This window comes from Tessaracoccus yangjingae (genome assembly GCF_055326235.1).
Genome location: NZ_JBUZNN010000001.1, coordinates 539,051 through 559,016, shown reverse-complemented (window position 1 = coordinate 559,016; position 19,966 = coordinate 539,051). Strand labels below are relative to the sequence as shown.

Here is a 19,966-nt window from a genome sequence, read left to right as displayed (position 1 = left end):
ACACGGCGGCCCGCTTTGCATCCCGTATACGGGATGCAAAGACGGCAACGCTGTGCGAAGTACGCCACCAACCGTCGTCAGGTATGCGAAGAGGCCAGCCCGGCCCGCTGCGACGGAGTGTGCAGAGTTGTTCGAGGCCCCAGGGTGGGAGCGGCCCTTCCCGCAATCCACAGAAGAATCTCCAGGGGCGCGAAGCTGTCCACACCACCCCTCGCGTCCGCGAGAACCACGAACCCGTTCACGACTATGGGCCCGTGCAGGAACTCATCACACGCGCCGAGCTCGACCAGCTCGGCTGGACAGCACACAACCTCAGCACAGCGATGCGCACCGGAGAGCTGAATCGACTCCGTCGCGGCTACTACAGCGGGGCCGACGACAAGACGCGCCAAGTCATCCTGGCCACCAAGGATGCCTGCAGCCCGGAGGCCGTCCTGAGCCACGCGACTGCGGCTTGGCTGCACGGGCTCCCGGTCAGGCGGGCGGCCATGGACTCGGTTCACGTGACGCGAAGCCGCCGAGGCGGCGGCCGCGCCGATCCCGGGGTGCATGTCTACGCTTGTCCGCTCAGGCCCGACGAGGTCCAGCTCGTCGGCGAACTCCCGGTCACGACGGTCGCGCGCACCGTCGTCGATCTCGGACGGCACGAGCCGCTCGGTTGGGCGATCGCTACCGGAGACGCGGCACTTCGCGCGGCAGCCTCAGCGGAGGAGCTCACAGACCAGATCTCAACTCAGCTGCACCGTGCTGTCCACCGTCCCGGGCTCCGGAGGGCACGATTCGCGGCAGGCTTCCTGGATGCCCGTTCGGAGAGCCCCGGAGAGTCGCTGAGCCGATTGCTCATCCACGAGGGCGGCCTGCCTCGTCCCGAGCTGCAGGTGGTACTGAAGTCCTGGGACGAGGACGTCCGCGTGGACTATTTGTGGCCCGAGTTCGGTCTCATCGGCGAGTTCGACGGCGCCGTCAAGTACGGCATCGACATGTCAGGCCCAGACCCGACGGCTGCCCTCATGAAGGAGAAGCGTCGCGAGGACGGTCTGCGCGCTCACGGCTACATCGTCGTCCGATGGACCTGGGACGACCTGCGCGTGAAGGGAAGGGTGGCGCACCTCATCCAGACGGGGCTCGACACAGCGCGGCGCGCGGCTGGGGTCTAGTCAGCGACGACGGCGGAAGCGGGGCTTGAGCCTCGCCGTCGGCAGGGGCGGGGCGGCGAGCCGCCTCGTCGCTCCCTTGTAGCCTTCGACGTCGCCGAAGCGTTCGTCGCCGGCCTGCCACGCCTCGCGGAGCTCGACGATCTCCTCATGGCTGCGGCCGATGAAGTTCCACCACATCACGATCCCCTCCTCGAACGGCTCGCCGCCGAGCAGCATGAGGCGGGCGTCGCGGTCCGTGGGGTTGCGGAGACGGAGGTGGCCGAGGCCGGCGTCGCGGACGCCCATGGCGTCCTTCTCGATCAGCACTCCGTCCATCTCGACCGCGCCGATGTCCACCAGCAGCCCGTGCTCGAAGCCGGGGTCCACCTCGAACTCCCACTCCGCGCCCGGCCGGAGGATGAGCTCCGCTCCCAGCAGTCCGGTCTCGGTGGTGATCGGCGACGACGCCCCCGCCAGCTCCCCCACCATCACTCTCGCCGTCCCGCCGGGGATGTCGACGACGTCGGGCCGGTGGTGTTGGAAGCCGCGCTGGGCGTCCTTGGCGTGCTCGGGCAGCACCACCCACAGCTGGACGCCATGCAGGTAGCCGGTCTGCCTGGTGGTGACCTCCGAGTGGGAGATCCCGTGGCCGGACGTCATGAGGTTGACCTCGCCGGGGCGGACGAGGTCGTGCACGCCGCCGGAGTCGCGGTGCTCGATCTCGCCGTCGAACAGCCAGCTGACGGTCTGCAGGGAGGTGTGCGGGTGGGGCGCGACGTCCATGCCGCCGGTGGCCTCGACAAGGTTGGGTCCGTAGTGGTCGGCGAAGCACCAGGCGCCAACGAAGGAGCGCTCAAGCTGCGGGAGGGTGCGCCGGACCGTCATGGCGTCCGGCCCCTCACCGAGCGCGACGAGCTTCGGCGACAGGTGCTGGACCTCGGTGGGCGGATGGTTGTGGTGCTCGCAGTCGACGAACTGCGGTGAAGCCTCGACGTTGCTCATGGCGCCTCCCTCGGAACTGGCTCCACGCTACCCGCCGGCGCGGTCGCCACGGCGTCGTCGTCGAGACGCGTGCCCGAACAGCCGCCTCCGAGCACCCCCGACCACAGCTGCAACCACGACGTGCAGCTGCGACGGCGTGTCGTGCCCGTGGGGCGGGCGCGGTCAGATGGCGGGGTGCCGCGGGCTCGAGGCCCCGTGAGCACTCAGCTCAGGCGAGGCTTCCTGAGGCGGACCACGAGAGCCCAGATCCACAGCACAGTCAGGACAGCCAGGAGCAGGCCGAGAGTCAACAACATCGGCGCGATCATCACCGTTCCCGTGCCGATCTGCGGGATCGCGCCCGCGCGGGCAAGCAGCGAGAACGACAGCTCGACGCCCACCAGAATTCCGCAGGCGATCGCGAACTGCTTCGCGACGACCTTCCACCTCTCTCGACTGCTCCGGCCCCGCATCGTGAGGTACAGCTCGTGGAACGGCATCAGCAACGCAAGCAGGATGTACAGGAGTCCTCCGAGGCCAGTCCCGGGAAGTCCGGCGCTGTTCATGTCAGTGTCCCTTCTCGTAGACCAGGAGTGGTTTGCGGAGCACGACCTCGGTGACGATGGCCTCGAGCATGTAGACCGCATTGACGGTGCGCAGCACGAAGAAGCTGGGCATGGAGGCGAGCGCCCGCCACACCTCGCCTCGGCCCCACGCCTTGGTGAGAACGGGGACCAGAAGCGCGGGCAGATCGAAGACGTAGGCAAGCAGCAGCCAGGGATTCTGCAGGACGACGGCGAGAATCGGCAACAGCAACAGGTACACGAACGAGGCGATCACGGCATCCCACATCGCGACGCCCACGATGTTCCTCAGCATCGGCAAGGGCAGGATGTCGTTCCAGTGCAGGCGGACGTTCTGGACGAACCCGTGAGACCAGCGCTTCAGCTGCTTGCCCATGAAGGTGAAGTCGTGGGGCTCGATGGGATAGCAGACCGCCTCGGGGACGAACCGCACCTTGTGACCCTGCGCGTGGAAGGTCCAGGTCAGGTCCATGTCCTCGGCGCGGGTCCGTTCGGACCATCCCCCAGCCGCCTTGAGCTTGACGGTGTCGTAGGCCGAGAAGCACCCGGAGGAGATCATGGGCTTGCCGTAGTAGTCCTGGATCGGCTTGTAGAACGTGAAGGCCATGAGGTACTCGACGTAGCGCCCCCGCTCCCAGATGCTCCCCACATGCCGGGGCACGACGAAACCGCACGCGGCGGCGACCTCCGGGTCGGTGAGAGCGGCGAGCAGCGTCTCGATGGCGTCGGGAGCGAGCGTCGTGTCGGCGTCGATGGCCATCACGCAGGGCGTCTCGACGAGGGTGAGAGCCAGGTTCTGCGCGCCCGCCTTCGACCCGGTGTTCTTCGCGGGGCGCATCACTTCCGCCCCGGCCAGTTCGGCGAGTTCGCCGGTGCGGTCGGTGGAGCCGTCGTCGACGACGATGACGCGGCCCGGCGGGGTCGTCTGGGTGAGGACGCTTCGGACGGTCTCCGTCACCGAGGCTTCCTCGTTGTAGGCGGGGATGATGACCGTCAGCCCGAGTGCCATCTCGGCGATCGGGCGCACAGATGTGGCGATGAGGGTGGTGTCCGGCACGGTGGGGGGCTCCGTCTGTCAGAAGGGCACGTCGCGTGCCGGGGACAGCATGCCGGATGCGCATCGGAGTCAGCGCATCGAGACAGCGCCTCAGACGCAACTGTGGCTAGTCGTTACTTCACTATCAGATAGCGTCCTCGCAGCTGCCACGTCGACGTTCGAGCACGAATAGCACCCTGACCCAGGCCTCGACGCCCAGGGCAACCCCGGGAGCCGTGTGCGACGGCGTGTCGTGCACAGGGGGTCATCGTCGGGCGCCGGGCACGGATAGCAGCCTGACCCGGGCCTCGACGCCCAGGGCAACACCGGGAGCCGCTTGCGACGGCGTGTCGTGCACAGGGGGTGGGTGGCCGATGGGGGGGCGCGCGGTTGTGTTGTCGGGATCGGTGCGGTGCGCGTCGTCGGATCGGTGGTTCGCACAGGGATGGGGTCGTCGGGATCGGTGGTGCGCGTGCAGGGACCCCGAGCTGGGAGCTGCGGGTAGACTGACACGCTGTGCGATTCCTTCACGGCGACCCCAGCTACGACCTGACCTACAGCGACGTCTTCATGGTCCCCTCCCGTTCGGGGGTCAGTTCCCGCCTCGACGTGGACCTCACCTCCACCGACGGCCTCGCCACACCCACGCCCCTGGTAGCCGCCAACATGACGGCGGTCTCCGGACGCCGCATGGCCGAGACCATGGCCCGCCGCGGCGGACTGGCCATCTTCCCGCAGGACATCCCGAGCGAGGTCGTGGCCAGGTCCATCGACAAGGTCAAGGCCGCGCACCCCGTCTTCGAGACCGCCGTGACGGTCTCCCCCACGACCACCGTCGGCGAGACGCTCAGCCTGATCGGGAAACGCGCGCACGGCGTCGCCGTCGTGGTGGACAAGGATCGCCGCATCCTCGGCCTCGTCACCCCTCAGGACGCTGTCGACTCCGACCGCTTCGCGCAGGCCAAGGACGTCATGACCAGCGACGTCACCCGCGTCTCAGCCGACACCACACCCGCGCAGGTGTTCGCCGTGCTGAGCGAGCAGCACCAGAAGGTGGCGCTCGCCGTCGACGCAGACCAGCGGCTCGTCGGTCTCATGACGCCCAAGGGCGCGCTGCGCACCGCGATCTACTCCCCCGCCGTCGACCACGAGGGGCGGCTGCGCGCGGGTGTCGCGGTGGGGATCAACGGCGACATCCAATCGAAGGTGCGCGCCGCACTGGAGGGCCGCGCGGACGTGATCGTCATGGACACCGCCCACGGGCATCAGGAGAAGATGCTGTCCGCGCTCGCCATCGCCCGCGACGTGCGCGACGTCTTCGAGGCCGAGACGGGGCGTCGTGTCCTCATCGTCGGCGGCAACGTGGTGACGACGGAGGGCTGCGACGACCTCATCGACGCCGGCGCCGACATCCTCAAGGTGGGCGTCGGGCCCGGCGCGATGTGCACCACGCGGATGCAGACCGGGGTTGGCCGGCCCCAGTTCTCGGCCGTGCTGGAGTGCTCCGCCGCGGCCAGGGAGCGCGGCAAGGCGGTCTGGGCCGACGGCGGGGTCCGCCACCCCCGCGACGTCGCCCTCGCGCTCGCGGCCGGCGCCGGGTCAGTGATGATCGGGTCCTGGTTCGCGGGCACCCACGAGTCCACCGGTGACCAGCTGGCAGACAACCAGGGCCGCGTGTACAAGGAGTCCTTCGGCATGGCGTCGGCGCGTGCCGTCCGCCAGCGCACCCGCGAGCAGTCGGCGTTCGACCGCGCCCGGGCCGCGATGTTCGAGGAGGGCATCTCGTCGTCGCGGATGTACCTGGATCCGCGCCGGCCGGGCGTCGAGGACCTCATCGACTGGATCACCTCGGGCGTCCGGTCGTCGTGCACCTACGCGGGCGCCAGGAGCCTCGACGAGTTCGCCGACCGGGCGGTTGTCGGGGTCCAATCCGGGTCGGGGTACGAGGAGGGTCGTCCGCTCGACCAGAGCTGGTGAGCCAGGCGGCGATAAGGGGCTGACGCGGGGTCGAGGGGAACGTTCGCCATCGGCCAAACCTTCGCCGACGACGCCGCCGGCGTGATCGCGATGGCCGCAGCCTCCGGTCAGAACGTCGAGCGGTCCGCGTTGGCGAGGCCGAGCTCCGCGACGCGGTCCTCGACGATCGCGCCTCCGCCGCCCTGCACCGGGGAGCCGGCGGCTGGGAGATGCTGATCGCACCCAGCATGGGCATGGCGGACGGGGCGCAACTCGAGGAGGCGGTGTGCCGGTTGACCACCATCCGTGCCGCCTGGTTGAGGCGTGACAGGTCAGCACAACGCGGAGGCTTTGGGCGTCTACCCCGCCGCGGTACTAGCCACCGCCCTCACGATGACACCGCTCACCGCCGACAACCGGGCACGGCCGTTTTCGTCGCGACTCTCGCATTCGCGGTGCTGTTCCTGATGGCGAGGCCATGACCTACGGCATGCAAATCGCGCAGTCGGTGGTCACTGAGAAGGAGTCGCGGATCGTCAAGATCCTCGCCGCCACCATCCCGATCCGGCAACTGCTCATCGGCAAGATCGTCGGCAACACGATCATGGCGCTTGGGCAGGTCATCCTCTTCGTGGTGGTGGCTCTGGTCGGGTTGCGGTTCACCGAGTACCGCGGTCTCATCGGCATGGTGGTGCCGGTGGCCGGCTGGTTCATCCTGTTCTTCCTGGTCGGCTTCGCGGCGCTGGCCTGCCTGTGGGCCGCGGCCGGCGCGATGGCGACCCGCACGCAGGATCTCAGCCAGACCACCACGCCGCTCACGATGCTGATCATGTTCGTCTACATGGTGGAGCTCCTCGCCACCGGCACCGTGGCGACGGTCGCCAGCTAACTGCCGATCGCCTCCCACGGTGATGATGCCTAGGCGCCCGTTCTCGTGCGAGGCCGGGTGGGTCGACGAGCTCCTCGCGCTCGCCGTCGCCGTCGGCTTCATGGCCCTCGCGGTCGCCGTCTGGTCGACGATCTACCGCCGCGGGTTGCTCCAAACCGGTTCGGTGCCGAGTTGGAAGGACGCCCTACGCAGAGCCTGACGCCTGGGGTTCGGGGCGCTGGTGCTGCGCGGCGCGTTCATCGCCGTCGGTGCTGACCTCATCGAGAGCTTCTCATGGTTCCGGTACCCGTTGCCGTTGGCGGTCATCGCGAGCATCCTGACCGTGTCGGTCGACACGAGCCTGCGGGTGACCCGCGGCACGGTCCACGTCGTGAACGAGATCAAGCCGATCCTGCTTCCACGGTAAGTTGCCGTCGGCGACTGGCATGCCTCGCACCCCGCTCGCAGTCCGAGAGGAACGCTGATCAGTCCGAGCGGCAGGGGGCCCGGTCCGGATGGCGACGCACGACGAGATCACTGGAAACGGAAGGGGCCAGCCGGACCGAGACCCTGACGTTATGCACACGTTCCCTGACCTCCCCTGCGAGCCTGCGTCTTCCTGGCCCTCGGTCATCAGCCGGTATGTCGGTCGCTGGGGTCGCTCAGGCGGATGAGGACGTGGCGCAGTAGGTGGAATTCGTTCGTCGCCCTGAGTAGGACCCTCGAGCTGATCCACTGGGCCCCCACGTTGAGAGGCCCCGTGGTCGGGCGGAAGATCTGGCTCTGCAGATGCGGTGATCGCAACGAGCGTGCCGATCGTGATGGCGAGTGCGAGCTTGCGGAAACTTCTCTGCGACGTAGATCAGGCCGGGATGGCGGCAAAGACGATCTGCATCGCGGCCATCCGCCACTTGCCGGCGCGCGGATACGCACCTCGAAGTCGGGAGGGTCGCCCGGAGAACTCCCTCAAGCGCCGGCGCTGCGGACCGTGGGCTCGGACGTCGTTGAATTCCTGGGCGCGGGGCCCTTGGGGTCGAGGGGACGTCGGACCCCATCCACCGGTGCGCGAACATCCCAATCACTGGGCGGTTGCGCGAAACCGAGATAGCGCTGGTACATTGGCCTCCAGAACAGGCTTTACCAAAGGGGACCACCATGACCGAACCCACTCAGTCTGGCATCACACGCCGCACTATTGCCAAGGGCGCCGCTTGGAGCGTCCCCGTACTCGCCGTTGCGGGGGCTGCGCCGGCCTACGCCGTGTCACCGACGACCACGTTGCCGCAGTGCCTCAAGTACTCGTTCGCCAACGAAGCCTGCAAGTGGCCTGGCGATCCCAACCTGTGGTCCTACTATTTGGTGCTCCAAATCTGCAACGACTGCACAACAGAACAGACCGTCAAGTTCACAATCGACAGGCTGCAGAACAACAGCAACAAGGTCTTCCGTGATTGCGGGGGGACGACGCTCCCGATCACGATCAACGAGAAGATTGAACCAGGTAAGTGCGCGAAGATCGTTCTGGGCGACTTCTCGTCCGCAAACGCAGACGGCTCGGGAAGCAGCGCCGCGTTCATTGAGGCCTACAGTGGAAACGACTTGCTCTTCAGCGTCAAGGCGCCCCCCACCGATTGCGCGGCGCCCCAGGTGAACACATGCCTCGCCCCCACTACCACGGTCGCCCCCACTACCACGGTCGCCCCCACTACCACGGTCGCCCCCACTACCACGGTCGCCCCCACCACCACGGTCCAGCCTTAATCCGAGGAGCGAGGCCCGCGAGGAAGATCCTCGCGGGCCTCGCTCTTCTCAGGCCTTGAGGAGCCATGAAGTTTCTCATTCCCGTCCCGGATAACAAGTACTACCTTTGGCAGATGCTCGTCCAGATCACACATTTTCGTGAGATCGGTCACGAGGAGGACGTCCATTACTTGGTGGCCTACAACGATCCGCCGTCCATTCACCTCCGCGACTTCTTTGAGTCCGAGGATTTGAAGTGCTACATCCACGCCTACCCGGATAGTCGGGAGGACAGGAGCTATAGCGCGTCGATGAAGCCGTGGCTACTCGGTCAGTTCTATGGCCAGTTCCCCGAAGCGGAGGGCATGGTCTTCAACTACCTCGATCCCGACGTGATGTTCACCGGGCCCATGGATTTCAGTCCGTACGAGGCTCACGACGGATGCTGGTACGGCTCCGACACGCGTAGTTACACCGGGGCCCAGTACATCCGCGAGAAGGGCGAGCAGCTCTTTCTCGATCTTTGCGACATCGCAGGGGCAGATCCCGGGGACGTGCTCGCACACGATCACAACTCCATTGGTGCCCAGTATTTCATCAAGGACGCGGGCGCCGACTTCTGGTCAGATGTGGAGAAGGCCTCCGTCCGGGCCTTCAAGCACATGGTCGAGACAGCGGAACGCTACCACCCGGAGGGGCACCAGTACCCCATCCAGGCGTGGTGTGCTGAAATGTACATGCAGCAGTTCATCACGGTGCGGGCGGGCTTCACACCCATCGCCAGCCCCGCGCTGGATTTTCACTGGGCGAACCATGACGTAGCAGCGTGGGACTCCAAACCATATTTCCACAACGCCGGCCAAGTCACCGAGGATGGGACCCACTTCTGCAAAATCTCGTGGGTGGAGTCGCCCTTTAACAAGGAGATCACTGTGTCGCCGCAGTCAGCGTCTTCGAAGTATGTCGACCTCATTCGGCGCACAGAGGCCATGTTCCCAACGCTGGTGTGGGAATGAATCCGGCGATCGGCCAGGTCCTTGGTGACTATGTCCGCATCCCCAGACCTGACGCGAGTCTCCGCAGACTCGATGGCACATAGGTGACGTTACGGGCTCTGTCCGCAGAACGCCCCGTCCTCTTGCTGTGAGTATCCTCTTCCGCCCCCGGCCGTGAGACGACGCGCACACTGGCTCCGATATGGCAAGCGCAGTTGGGTCCGCAGGTCGATGTCGTCCCGGTCCTGAGCGAACACCCCGCCGGAGCCGTCGAGACAGCCGCTTATCCCGACGCAGTGACACACGCATCGCGATGATCCTGCTGATGAGTCATGGACTCGAGGATCCAGGAGAACCCGGGGCCGTCGATGAGCAAACCAGGACTCGTCACCAATTTGAACGTTAAAATTTGGCACAATGGGGAGCCGAGTTCCGTGTCATGCTCGTCGGCGGTCATTGAGTCGCGTGTCATGCTCGTCGGCCCCGACGGCACGGGATCAGTTGGTGCGGGCGCCCAGGTCGACGCAGAGCCCGGCAGCGCGTCATTCGCGGGCCACTCGCGCACGGCAACGAATGGACCCGCCCCAAAGGGCGGGTCCCCTCACAGCACTGAGTCAGTGCTTGTAGTCGCCTCGGTAGAACTCAAGGATCCACCCGCTGGCCGACCAGATGCCGATGCCGAAGCCCACGAGGCTGATCCAGGGCTGCGACAAAGCCGGGCCGAGGAAGATGATCATCACCGTCACCGCGGCCCAGAAGGGCCAGATGCTCTTCGGCGCGAAGAAGCCGATGGTGCCGGCCCCCTCGATCACCTCTGCGTCCTGGCGATCCTCCGGGCGCGGGTCGAAGCTGCGCGCCGTCAGGGTGAGGTAGCCGGCGATCATCAGCCCCAGCAGTCCGGTGAAGCCCAGCACGAACGTGCCGGCGATCTCCCGCGCCATGAACCAGTAGATGGGCGTGACGATCAGGAAGAAGACGAAGATGAACCAGAAGACGTACTTTTCGGCTCTCACTGCTTGGTGCCCTCCGGCTCGACGATGGGGTTGACCCTGTCCAGCAACTCGCCTGGGTCCTCAGCGTGCAGATTGGCGCTCTCGACCAGCTCGGGACGCGACAGGTCCAGGGCAGGGCTCATGGAGCGGATGCGCGGCAGGGAGTCGAAGTTGTGCCGCGGCGGCGGGCAGGACGTGGCCCACTCGAGCGAGCGGCCCCAGCCCCACGGGTCGTTGACGCCGACGAGCGGCGCCTTCCGCGTGATCCAGACGTTCCACAGGAACGGCAGCATCGACACGCCCAGCAGGAACGCCCCGAACGTGGAGACCTGGTTGAGGAAGGTGAAGCCCTCCCAGGCGCCGTAGTCGGCGATGCGCCGCTGCATGCCCTCGACGCCCAGCCAGTGCTGCACGAGGAAGGTGGTGTGGAAGCCGACGAACAGGGTCCAGAAGTGCACCTGGCCCCACGTCTCGTTCAGCATCTTGCCGGTGAACTTCGGCCACCAGTAGTAGAAGCCGGCGAACATCGCGAACACCACGGTGCCGAACAGCACGTAGTGGAAGTGCGCCACGACGAAGTAGGTATCCGAGACCTGGAAGTCCAGGGCCGGCGCCGCCAGGATGATGCCCGTCAGGCCGCCGAACAGGAACGTGGTGAGGAAGCCGATGGCGAACGTCATCGACGTGTTGAGCGTCAACGAGCCACGCCAGATCGTGCCGATCCAGTTGAAGAACTTCACGCCGGTGGGCACCGCGATCATGAACGTCATGAACGAGAAGAACGGCAGGTTCACCGCGCCGGTGACGAACATGTGGTGCGCCCACACCGAGATGGACAGCGCGCCGATGGACAGCGTCGCGAACACCAGGCCGTAGTAGCCGAACACCGGCTTGCGGCTGAAGGCGCTGAGCACCTCGGTGATGATGCCGAAGAACGGCAGCGCGATGACGTAGACCTCGGGGTGGCCAAAGAACCAGAACAGGTGCTGCCACAGGACGGGGCCGCCCGACGCAGGGTCGAACACCTTCGAGCCCAGCACGCGGTCCGCCTCGAGGACGAGCAGGCCGGCGGCCAGCACGGGGAAGCAGATGAGGACCATGAGCGAGGTGACCAGGATGTTCCACGAGAAGATGGGCATCCGGAACATCGTGAGGCCGGGGGCGCGCATCGTGATGATCGTGGTGACGAAGTTCACCGAGCCCAGGATGGTGGACAGGCCCAGCAGGTAGAGGCCCATGAGCCACAGGTCGTGGCCGATGCCGGGAGAGTGGATGGCGTTCGACAGCGGGGCGTAGGCGAACCAGCCGAAGCTGGCGGCGCCGTCGGGGCTGAGGAAGCCGGCGCAGGCCATCGAGGAGCCGAACACGTACAGCCAGAACGAGAAGCCGTTCATGCGCGGGAACGCGACGTCCGGGGCGCCCAGCTGCAGCGGCAGGATGGCGTTGGCGAAGCCCGCGAACATCGGCGTGGCGAACATCAGCAACATGATGGTGCCGTGCATGGTGAAGAACTGGTTGAACGTCTCGTAGTTGACGAACTGCATGCCCGGGGCGGCGAGCTCAGCGCGGATGGCCAGGGCCAGGAGGCCGCCGAAGCCGAAGAAGAAGAAGGCGGTGACGAAGTACATGTTGCCGATGACCTTGTGGTCCGTCGTCGTCAGGTACTTCATGACGGTCTCGCCGAGGCGGTGGGGCTCGGCCTTGGTCTCCTGCTGGAGTGCGGTGCGCTCGGTGATGGTTGCGCTGCTCACTGGTGCTCCTCCGGTGCTTCCGTGGGCAGAACGGCCTGGATGGCCTCCTGCAGCTCCCGCTCGCCCGCGTTGCCGTTGGCGGCGAGTTCCTTGACGTGCGCGGCGTACTCTTCCTGCGAGACCACGTGCACCTTGAACAGCATCAGCGCGTGGTACTGGCCGCAGAGCTCGGCGCACTTGCCGTCGTAGGTGCCAAGCCTGTTGGGCGTCACCTCGAAGGAGTTGGGGTGTCCGGGGATGACGTCCATCTTGAAGTAGAACGACGGCACCCAGAACGAGTGGATCACATCAGCCGACTGCAGGTTGAACCGCACGGTCTGATCGACGGGGAGGTACAGGTCTGGAATGACTTCGAGCGTGCCGATCTCGTGGGCGTTCGTGCCGATGTCCGGGTTGTCCTCCTCCATGTAGTTGAAGGTCCAGGACCACTTCTGGCCGATGACGTTGATGGTGACATCAGGATCATCGGACTTCTGGAGCACGGCGTCGGAGGCCTTCACCGTGTAGAAGAACAGCACGCCGATGATGAGGAACGGCACCAGCGTGTAGAGCAGCTCGAGGGGCAGGTGGTAGGTGGTCTGCCGGGGCGCGGGGGCGTCTCCGTCCTTGCGGCGGTAGCGGATCACGGCCCAGCCGATGAGACCCCACACGAGCACGCCGATGACGAGCGAGGCGATCCAGGCGCCCACCCACACGTTGCCCATGATGGGTGCCTGCTCGGTTGCCGCCTCGGGAAGCCCGAACCGCGCGCCCTGTCCCGAGCACGCCGTCAATCCCATCAGCGAGAGCGGGACCCCGACCAGGAGGGAGCCACGTACCAACCGCCGACGCGATGGCGCAGGATTGCCACTCACAAGTTGCCCTTCCGTTGACCACTGGCCTGCGATTCTCCGCGCTGGATTTCACAGGACACCACTGCTGGGGCCCACCTTAACGCAAAAAGCCACCCCCGCGGAGAGCTCTCCGCGGGGGTGGCTTAGAGTAGGAAGTTTCAGCCCATTCTCAGTGGAACGAGTCGCCGCAGGCGCAGGAACCCTGGGCATTGGGATTGTCGATGGTGAAGCCCTGCTTCTCGATGGTGTCGACGAAGTCGATGCTGGCGCCGCCCAGGTACGGGGCGCTCATCTTGTCGGTGACGACCATGACGCCGTCGTAGTCCGTCTCCACGTCGCCGTCGAGCGTGCGATCGTCGAAGTACAGCTGGTAGCGCAGGCCCGAACAGCCGCCGGGCTGCACCGCGATGCGCAGGGAGAGGTCTGTGCGGCCCTCAGCGTCCAACAGGGCGCGGACCTTCTGCACGGCCACGTCGGTGAGGACGACGCCGGTCTGGGTCTGGGTATCGGTCACGCTTGGCTCCAAGTCGTTGTCTGGGATGGATGTTCCACGATTCTACGCCGCAACCTCAAGAAACCCCATCCCCGTATCGCCGAGGGCGTAGGTCCTTGTCACCAGGACCAGGTGGTGGCCACTCTGGCCGCAACGTCCGCGAGCTGCTCAGGGGTGGCCTCGCCGTCGGCCCCGGGGGTCAGCGGGTAGGCGGCCTCCAGGCCCGCGAGCCGCAGCTCCCTGGCGGAGACGAAGTTGCGGCCCACGACGGCGATCACCGGCCGCAGGGCCTCCCCCGCCAGCGACACCACGCGCTTCACGACGGGCCCGCCGACGGCGTGGAAGTCCAGCGACTCCGCCCCGGTGACCACCACGTCGGCCTGCGCCAACGTGGCGGGAAGGCCGTAGCTGTCCTCGAGGAAGGTCAGCGGGTCCGTGACCACGCCACCCATCCCCTGGATCAGCAGCCCGGCTCCCCCGGCGGCCCCCGCCCCCGGCTCGGGGGCGAGGCCCAGGTGCTCCGCCCAGCGCCCGGCGACGGAGTCCGCGGCGAGGACGGCCGCGAGGTCCGCGCCGCGTTCCCGGCCCTCCGTCGCCGCCATGCCGGTCAGGCCGGTGAGCGGCCGCTCGGGCTGACCCTCGGGGACCAGCGCGACGAGCCGGCGCCCTGCCCACGCCTCCCTGGCCACCTCGAGCGCGTGGACGGGCGAGGGGTCGAAGGCGTCGAGCGCCTCCCTGGCCAGGTCGGCGATGTGGCAGGAGGTGAGGTCCACCACCAGGTCCGCCTCGGCCTCGGCGAGGACCCGGCCGAGCTCCGTCGCGTCGGCGGGCACGACCAGCCTCGCCCCCGGCGCGCCGTGCCGGACCTCGTGCCGCTCCACGCCTCCGGTAGCGCCGGGCGCCGTGGTGGCGTCTCCGACAAGCGGGTCCACAGCGAGTCCGAGACCCCGCGCGGCCTCACGCAGCGCCGGGCCGGTGACCCCCAACGGGACCACCACCACCTGCGCGCCGCGCCCAGCGAAGGCGTGGGCGATGGTCTCCGACGCGGCGGCCGCGCTCAGCCCGGCCAGGGCGTCGGAGGCAACGACGACTCTCAAAGCTCGCTGGACTCCGCGTCGGCCTCGTTCAACTCGTCGTGGGCGTCCGGGATCAGACCGTAGTACTCGCTGATCTCGTCCAGCAGCCCGCGCATCTCGTCGAGGGTGACGTCGTCGTCGGGCAGCACGAGGTCTGACTCGGCCAGCACGTCCTCCGGCACCTCGATGCCGCGGGTGCGCACGCCCTCCACCAGTTGGTGCAGCGCGGCGCGCATGCCCACCTCGTCACCGGCCGCGACCCTCTCCTCCAAGGTTCGGTCCAGCTCGTTGAGCTCCATCAGGTGTTCCGGCTCGAGGACCCACTGGCCCTGGCCCATGATCCGCACGATCATGCCTGCGACTCCTGCGACGGCGCGGCCGGCTGCTGGACGTCTGCCGGGGCGGCCGGCGCCTCCGTGGTGCCGTTCGACGGCGCGGAGATCTCGGCGCGCGGCGCGGGGGCGCCGGTCAGCTGCGCCTTCATGGCCGCCAGCTCGTTCTCCACCGTCGAGTCCGAGGCCAGGGCGTCGAGCTCGCGCGTGATGTCGTCCTTGACCATGCCGGTGGGATCCTCGAGCGCCCCGGAGGCGAGGAGCTCGTCGACGGCGGACGCGCGCGCCTGCAGCTGCAGGGTCTTGTCCTCGGCGCGCTGGATGGCGAGGCCGACGTCGCTCATCTCCTCGGAGATGCCGGTGAACGCCTCGTTGATGCGGGTCTGCGCCTCGGCCGCGGAGTACGTGGCCTTGATGGTCTCCTTGCGGGTGCGGAAGGCGTCCACCTTGGCCTGCAGGCGGGAGCTGGCGCGCACCAGCTTCTCCTCCTCGCCCTGGAGCTGGGCGTGCTGGGCCTGCAGCTCGTCGAGCTGGGTCTGCAGGCCCGCCTTGCGGGTGAGCGCCTCGCGGGCCAGGTCCTCACGGTTCGACTCCAGGGCGCGCTGCGCGGCCGACTGGAGCCGCTGCACCTCCTGGTTCATCTTGGTGGCCTGCAGCTCCACGCGCTTGCGGCTGGTGGCCACGTCCGCAACGCCGCGCCGCACGTTCTGCAGCAGCTCCAGCTGCTTCTGGTACGAGTAGTCGAGGGTCTCGCGGGGGTCTTCGTACTTGTCGAGCGTCTTGTTGGCCTTCGACTTGAAGACCAGGGCGATGCGTTCAAAAATGCTGGCCACGGGGTGTCCTTCCACGACAACGAGCTGTGTGCGCATCCACGTTAGCGCGGCGCCGGTGCGCCCGGAGTCGATCGCTCCCCTGAGCTGACCCTGACCCGGCTCGGGTAGAATGGGCGGCCGTACCCGCCCCCCGCACAAGGACACCACCGTGGCACTGTTCCGGCCCTACGAGCGCAACGACAAGTCGAGCTCAACCGATCACATCTCGACGCTCACGCCCAAGGGCGAGAAGGCGGCGGCGAAGGCGTCGGGGAAGCCGGCCGTCGCGGCCGAGCCCGCCGTCGACACCGCTGCCGCGGCCGCGCCGAAGCAGGTGGTCCGGAAGAAGGAGGGCGCCACCCCCACCCGTCGCGCCGCCGAGGCCGCCCGGATGGAGCGCCTGCACCCAACCCTGACGCCGAAGGAGCAGCGCAAGGCGGACGCGCAGTCCAAGTCGCGCGCGCGCAACGAGGCCTGGGAGCGGGTCGAGAAGTCCCCCGAGCGCCAGCTGCTCCGCGACTACGTCGACACCCGGTGGACGGTGGCCGAGTTCATGCTGCCGGCGATGATCCTCGTGATGGCGGGCGTGATGGTCACCATGAACAATGTGGTGGTCTCCAGCTGGATTTCGATGAGCCTGTGGGTGCTGCTGGGCTTCACGCTCATCAACGTGGGCATCATGTGGCGCGGCTTCAAGAAGCTGCTGGCCGAGCGCTACCCAGACGCCTCCACCCGGGGCCTGCTGATCTACATGTTCAACCGGTCCCTCATGATCCGACGGTTCCGCCAGCCCGCCGCGCGGATCAGCCGCGGCGACGCCATCTGATGTACCACTGGAAACCGGAGACGGGGTCGTTCTCCGTCGGGGACCTCAACGCCGTGGGCCTGCTGCACCGGTTCGAGGACCAGTCGGCCGCCGAGGAGTGGCTGGGGCTGTTCTACGGGGAGCTTCTGGAGCAGGGCGTCGCGGAGGTGAGCCTCTACGAGGAGGACCGGCTCATCTACGGTCCGATGTCTCTGGCTCCGTGACCGGGCGCCGCGCCAGCACGGCCCCGAAGGCCACCATCCCCAGCCCCGCCGCGACGGCGAACGGCGCCTGCTCGCGCGCCACCGCGATCCGGTCCTCGTAGCGCTGCACCTTGCCGCCGCGCTCGTTGGTCAGGCTGGAGTACTCGCAGGTGTCGCCCGGGCCCATCTCGATCCCCCGGCAGGACGTCGACGGGGCGGCCCACGACACCACTCCCCACGCGGCGACGGCGACCCCGGCCACGATGAACGCCCACAGGCCCACCCGCTTGATCATGCGGGCAAAGGTACCCGGGCGTGCCGGAGGCCCCAACTTCGCTACTAGGCTGACCGGGTGACCCGGATCAACCCGAACCTGACCCTGACCAAGTCGCTGCCAAAGGGGACCGACGTCGTCCTCCTCGGCCTGGTGACCATCAACGAGGCCGACAAGGCCCTCGTCGGACTCGTCGGCGACCTCGACAAGTCATGCGCCAAGACCTACGGGCGCGGCGTGGCCGAACTCGCCGCGGCGCTCGGCGCGTCGACCAAGCGCGAGGAGGTCACGCTCCTGCCCGCCGTCGACGGCGCCCGGATCGCGGTGGTGGGGCTCGGCGACGCGGATGTCACGCCCGACGGCGTGAGGGTCGCGGTGGGGGCCGCGCTGCGGAGGATCGCGGAGCTGCCGGACGTGGCAGGCCTGGCGGTCGCGGTGTCGCTGGAGCTGACCGACGGCGAACTCCTGCAGGCCGCCGGCGAGGGCGCGCTGCTCGGCGCCTACCGCTTCGAACCCATCACCGCCGCCGACAAGCCCGCGGCGGTGGCGTCGATCGCCCTGGTGTCGTCGCTGTTGGGCTCGGATCAGAAGGACGCGGTGTCGCGGGCGAAGGCCACCGCCGAGGCCGTGTGCCAGGCGCGCGACTGGGGCAACTCACCCCCCAACCTGCTCTACCCCGAGACTTTCGCCGAGGCGGCCCGCACCTACGTGCGCGACGAGCGCATCGCGGTGGAGATCCTCGACGAGAAGGCGCTGGAGCGCGGAGGCTACGGCGGCATCCTCGCCGTCGGCGGCGGCTCGGCGCGCGGGCCGCGGCTGGTGAGGCTCTCCTACAACCCGCGCGGCGCCGAGGCGCACCTGGCGCTCGTGGGTAAGGGCATCACGTTCGACTCCGGCGGCCTCGACATCAAGCCTGCGGGCCAGATGGCGGGCATGAAGTTCGACATGTCCGGCGCGGCCGCCGTCGTGTCCGCCGTGCGGGCCATCGCCGCGCTGGGGATGAAGGTGAAGGTGACCGCCTACGCGGCCCTGGCGGAGAACATGCCATCGGGCAGCTCGTACCGTTCGAGCGACGTGCTCACCATGTTCGACGGGCAGACGGTGGAGAACTTCAACACCGACGCCGAGGGCCGCCTCGTCATGGCCGACGCCATAGCCCGCGCCGGGATGGACAAGCCCGACCTCATCGTCGACGTGGCCACACTCACCGGCGCCTGCATGGTGGCGCTGGGGATGCGCACCGGAGGCCTGCTCACCAACGGTGAGGCCACCTCGGACCTCCTCCTCGACGCCGCGGAGGCGGCCGCCGAGGACTTCTGGGAGCTGCCCATCACGGAGCACACGCGCGAGCAGCTGAAGTCCACGGTCGCGGACATGAAGTCCGGGGCAGGGCACCGCTGGGGCGGCGCGCTCGTGGCGGCGGCGTTCCTCGAGCGCTTCGTGCCCGACGGCGTGGCCTGGGCCCACCTGGACATCGCCGGCCCCGCCGAGAACCCGGACGCGGCCTACGGCTACGTGCCGAAGGGCGGGACGGGCGCCGGGGTGCGGACGCTGGTGTCGCTGGCCGGCCTGCTGGAGCGCTGACCCGCCAGCCTGCTGAGTTCCGGCTGCGGCGTCGACCGCCCTGGATACGGGCATTGGGCAGGTGCCGGGAACCCTGGTTCAGCTGCCCATTCCCGCTGGTTGAGCTGCGCCGAGCCGCCTGCGGCTCCGCGCGTGTCGACTTGGGTTGAGCCGGGCCCCATCCCGCTGGTTGAGCCGCGCCGAGCCGCCTGCGGCTCAGCGCGTGTCGAAACCGTCGTGCCCCTGTCCAGGGACCCGGGTGCCGCTGTTAGGTGCCGGGAGCCCTGACACGAGGCCCGTGCGGCCCTTGTCCGCCGTCTGCTTGTCGGCCGCGTGCTTGGCTGTGGCCGGGTAGTTGAGGCCGCCCGGGCCTCGTCTCACGTCTCCCTGCACTCGTCTGCCTGTGGCGTGGTCGTTTCCGGGCGGGTGCCGTCAGGGCGGCCCTGGCTCGAGCCTGCTTCAGGCGGGTTCTTCCGGGTGCCCCTCGTGCTGGGCATCCCTGCGCCCAGCCGCCCTGCCGTCCCCCACCCTCGCGCACACCTCACGTCCCGCCGTCACCGTCGCCGTCGCCGTCGACACCGCGGCCCCATACCGGTGGCACGACACGCCGCACGAATCCCACCTCGGCGCCCTACACGCACCCGACCACCGATCCCGACGGCGATTCGTGCACACCCCACACCCCCGTCGACGGCTCCCCGCAGGAGCGACAGGCACCACCGCCGCTGGCCGAGACCCATGGCACGAAACCCCGCACGAATCGCACCTCGGTGCCCCCGCACCCGACCACAGCTCCCGACACCCAAGAAAACGACGGCAGGGGATCCAAATCCCTAGTCACCTCACGTTTCATAGGCTTCGAGGCCGCTTCGCGGCACCTCAGCCAGCGATCGAGGGCGGGGGTGGTGGGGGACGGGGCAGGCTGGGTGGGCGTTGATGACGGTACGCGCAGCGCGAAGCGCCGCCGACCGGCATCATGGGCGGCCCGGCCACCACCACACGCCGCCACACCCAGCCACCGCCCCACCCAGCCACAGAAACTGCATCCAGGACCGGGCCAAGCCCCTAGTCAACTCTCGTTTCTTAGGCTTCGAGGCCGCTGCGCGGCACCTCAGCCAGCGGAGGGGCGACGCCGATACGCGGCACCTCAGCCAACGATGGGGCCCGCTGCGCCCCGCCCCGGCAGTGGTGGGGCGACTGGGCTACTGGCGGGCGCGCTTGGCGCGGAGGCCGTACTCGCGCATGCGCTTGGGATAGGGGACGACGCCGGCGTCGTAGCAGGGGATGTTGCAGCGGGCGGCGAAGTCGTAGCCGTAGGCGGCGCTCGGCACCCCTCGGCGCGTGGACTCGCCGTCGGCGGCAACCAGGAGCAGCGAGGGCTTGTTGAACGACGTGGGTTGCTCCACCCACGCCTCCACGCCGCGCCGCGTGGCGACGAAGTGGGTCAGGTGCTCGCGCAGCGCGTCGGGCACCTGGCGCTGCTCCCGCGCCACCTGTGCCTCGCGCTGCCTCCGTCGAAACCAACCCACGGGCCAA

General features: G+C 68.2%; 23 protein-coding genes. 10 read left to right on the top strand and 13 right to left on the bottom strand.

What is annotated here, in order from left to right; all coding sequences use genetic code 11:
* Positions 1-254 precede the first annotated feature (254 nt).
* Positions 255-1,157 (top strand): hypothetical protein, encoded by a 903-nt coding sequence (locus ACZK5D_RS02640; RefSeq protein ID WP_463664142.1) that lies wholly within the window; start codon positions 255-257, stop codon positions 1,155-1,157.
* Here ACZK5D_RS02640 and ACZK5D_RS02635 read toward each other — a convergent pair whose 3' ends face one another.
* The 3 genes from ACZK5D_RS02635 to ACZK5D_RS02625 form a co-directional block, all read right to left on the bottom strand.
* Entirely contained in the window at positions 1,158-2,138 is a 981-nt protein-coding gene (locus ACZK5D_RS02635; protein WP_463664141.1) for a pirin family protein, read from the bottom strand.
* A gap of 203 nt (positions 2,139-2,341) precedes the next feature.
* Entirely contained in the window at positions 2,342-2,683 is a 342-nt protein-coding gene (locus tag ACZK5D_RS02630; RefSeq protein WP_463664140.1) for a hypothetical protein, read from the bottom strand.
* A gap of 1 nt (position 2,684) precedes the next feature.
* Positions 2,685-3,758, bottom strand: a complete 1,074-nt coding sequence (locus ACZK5D_RS02625) for a glycosyltransferase family 2 protein (protein ID WP_463664139.1) — start codon at positions 3,756-3,758, stop codon at positions 2,685-2,687.
* Positions 3,759-4,253: 495 nt separating this feature from the next.
* Here ACZK5D_RS02625 and ACZK5D_RS02620 point away from each other — a divergent pair, with 495 nt between their 5' ends.
* The 6 genes from ACZK5D_RS02620 (at position 4,254) to ACZK5D_RS02595 (ending at position 9,317) form a co-directional block, all read left to right on the top strand.
* Positions 4,254-5,714 (top strand): GuaB1 family IMP dehydrogenase-related protein, encoded by a 1,461-nt coding sequence (locus ACZK5D_RS02620; RefSeq protein ID WP_463664138.1) that lies wholly within the window; start codon positions 4,254-4,256, stop codon positions 5,712-5,714.
* A gap of 457 nt (positions 5,715-6,171) precedes the next feature.
* Complete coding sequence (locus ACZK5D_RS02615; protein ID WP_463664137.1) at positions 6,172-6,582, top strand: ABC transporter permease; 411 nt, start codon at positions 6,172-6,174, stop codon at positions 6,580-6,582.
* A 19-nt stretch (positions 6,583-6,601) separates the two neighbouring features.
* Positions 6,602-6,781: a hypothetical protein gene (locus ACZK5D_RS02610; protein ID WP_463664136.1), complete on the top strand. Its 180-nt coding sequence runs from the start codon at positions 6,602-6,604 to the stop codon at positions 6,779-6,781.
* Between the two features lie 21 nt (positions 6,782-6,802).
* On the top strand, positions 6,803-6,988 hold the full coding sequence (locus ACZK5D_RS02605; RefSeq protein WP_463664135.1) for a hypothetical protein: 186 nt from the start codon (positions 6,803-6,805) through the stop codon (positions 6,986-6,988).
* 728 nt (positions 6,989-7,716) lie between these two features.
* Positions 7,717-8,322: a hypothetical protein gene (locus ACZK5D_RS02600; RefSeq protein ID WP_463664134.1), complete on the top strand. Its 606-nt coding sequence runs from the start codon at positions 7,717-7,719 to the stop codon at positions 8,320-8,322.
* 65 nt (positions 8,323-8,387) lie between these two features.
* Positions 8,388-9,317, top strand: coding sequence for a hypothetical protein (locus tag ACZK5D_RS02595; RefSeq protein ID WP_463664133.1), 930 nt, complete (start codon positions 8,388-8,390; stop codon positions 9,315-9,317).
* A 593-nt stretch (positions 9,318-9,910) separates the two neighbouring features.
* Here the strand turns inward: ACZK5D_RS02595 and ctaF are convergent.
* The 7 genes from ctaF to ACZK5D_RS02560 all read right to left on the bottom strand — a co-directional run bounded on the left by ctaF (position 9,911) and on the right by ACZK5D_RS02560 (position 15,606).
* Complete coding sequence (gene ctaF / locus ACZK5D_RS02590; RefSeq protein WP_463664132.1) at positions 9,911-10,309, bottom strand: cytochrome c oxidase subunit 4; 399 nt, start codon at positions 10,307-10,309, stop codon at positions 9,911-9,913.
* Positions 10,306-12,039 carry an aa3-type cytochrome oxidase subunit I gene (ctaD, locus tag ACZK5D_RS02585; protein WP_463664131.1) on the bottom strand — a complete coding sequence of 578 codons (1,734 nt, stop codon included), beginning with the start codon at positions 12,037-12,039 and terminating at the stop codon, positions 10,306-10,308. Before ctaD ends, ctaF begins: the two co-directional genes overlap by 4 nt.
* Positions 12,036-12,893: an aa3-type cytochrome oxidase subunit II gene (gene ctaC / locus ACZK5D_RS02580; RefSeq protein WP_463664130.1), complete on the bottom strand. Its 858-nt coding sequence runs from the start codon at positions 12,891-12,893 to the stop codon at positions 12,036-12,038. The genes ctaD and ctaC overlap by 4 nt, the downstream gene beginning before the upstream one ends.
* Positions 12,894-13,041: 148 nt before the next feature.
* On the bottom strand, positions 13,042-13,398 hold the full coding sequence (locus ACZK5D_RS02575) for a HesB/IscA family protein (RefSeq protein ID WP_463664129.1): 357 nt from the start codon (positions 13,396-13,398) through the stop codon (positions 13,042-13,044).
* A gap of 86 nt (positions 13,399-13,484) precedes the next feature.
* Positions 13,485-14,462, bottom strand: a complete 978-nt coding sequence (locus ACZK5D_RS02570; protein WP_463664128.1) for a glycerate kinase — start codon at positions 14,460-14,462, stop codon at positions 13,485-13,487.
* Positions 14,459-14,794, bottom strand: a complete 336-nt coding sequence (pspAA, locus tag ACZK5D_RS02565) for a PspA-associated protein PspAA (RefSeq protein ID WP_463664127.1) — start codon at positions 14,792-14,794, stop codon at positions 14,459-14,461. The genes ACZK5D_RS02570 and pspAA overlap by 4 nt, the downstream gene beginning before the upstream one ends.
* Complete coding sequence (locus ACZK5D_RS02560; RefSeq protein ID WP_463664126.1) at positions 14,791-15,606, bottom strand: PspA/IM30 family protein; 816 nt, start codon at positions 15,604-15,606, stop codon at positions 14,791-14,793. The genes pspAA and ACZK5D_RS02560 overlap by 4 nt, the downstream gene beginning before the upstream one ends.
* A gap of 148 nt (positions 15,607-15,754) precedes the next feature.
* On the opposite strand from ACZK5D_RS02560, the gene ACZK5D_RS02555 reads away from it, so the two are divergent.
* Both ACZK5D_RS02555 and ACZK5D_RS02550 read left to right on the top strand, forming a co-directional pair.
* On the top strand, positions 15,755-16,411 hold the full coding sequence (locus ACZK5D_RS02555) for a DUF3043 domain-containing protein (RefSeq protein ID WP_463664125.1): 657 nt from the start codon (positions 15,755-15,757) through the stop codon (positions 16,409-16,411).
* Positions 16,411-16,614 (top strand): hypothetical protein, encoded by a 204-nt coding sequence (locus tag ACZK5D_RS02550; protein ID WP_463664124.1) that lies wholly within the window; start codon positions 16,411-16,413, stop codon positions 16,612-16,614. The genes ACZK5D_RS02555 and ACZK5D_RS02550 overlap by 1 nt, the downstream gene beginning before the upstream one ends.
* On the opposite strand, the gene ACZK5D_RS02545 is transcribed toward ACZK5D_RS02550, so the two are convergent.
* Complete coding sequence (locus tag ACZK5D_RS02545; protein WP_463664123.1) at positions 16,583-16,888, bottom strand: hypothetical protein; 306 nt, start codon at positions 16,886-16,888, stop codon at positions 16,583-16,585. The genes ACZK5D_RS02550 and ACZK5D_RS02545 overlap by 32 nt on opposite strands.
* A 57-nt stretch (positions 16,889-16,945) precedes the next feature.
* Here ACZK5D_RS02545 and ACZK5D_RS02540 point away from each other — a divergent pair, with 57 nt between their 5' ends.
* Positions 16,946-18,451, top strand: coding sequence for a leucyl aminopeptidase (locus tag ACZK5D_RS02540; RefSeq protein ID WP_463664122.1), 1,506 nt, complete (start codon positions 16,946-16,948; stop codon positions 18,449-18,451).
* A gap of 195 nt (positions 18,452-18,646) precedes the next feature.
* Here the strand turns inward: ACZK5D_RS02540 and ACZK5D_RS02535 are convergent, their stop codons facing one another.
* Entirely contained in the window at positions 18,647-18,811 is a 165-nt protein-coding gene (locus tag ACZK5D_RS02535) for a hypothetical protein (protein WP_463664121.1), read from the bottom strand.
* 821 nt (positions 18,812-19,632) lie between these two features.
* A complete protein-coding gene (locus tag ACZK5D_RS02530) occupies positions 19,633-19,959 on the bottom strand; it encodes a hypothetical protein (protein ID WP_463664120.1) in 327 nt (108 codons plus the stop codon).
* Between the last annotated feature and the right edge of the window lie 7 nt (positions 19,960-19,966).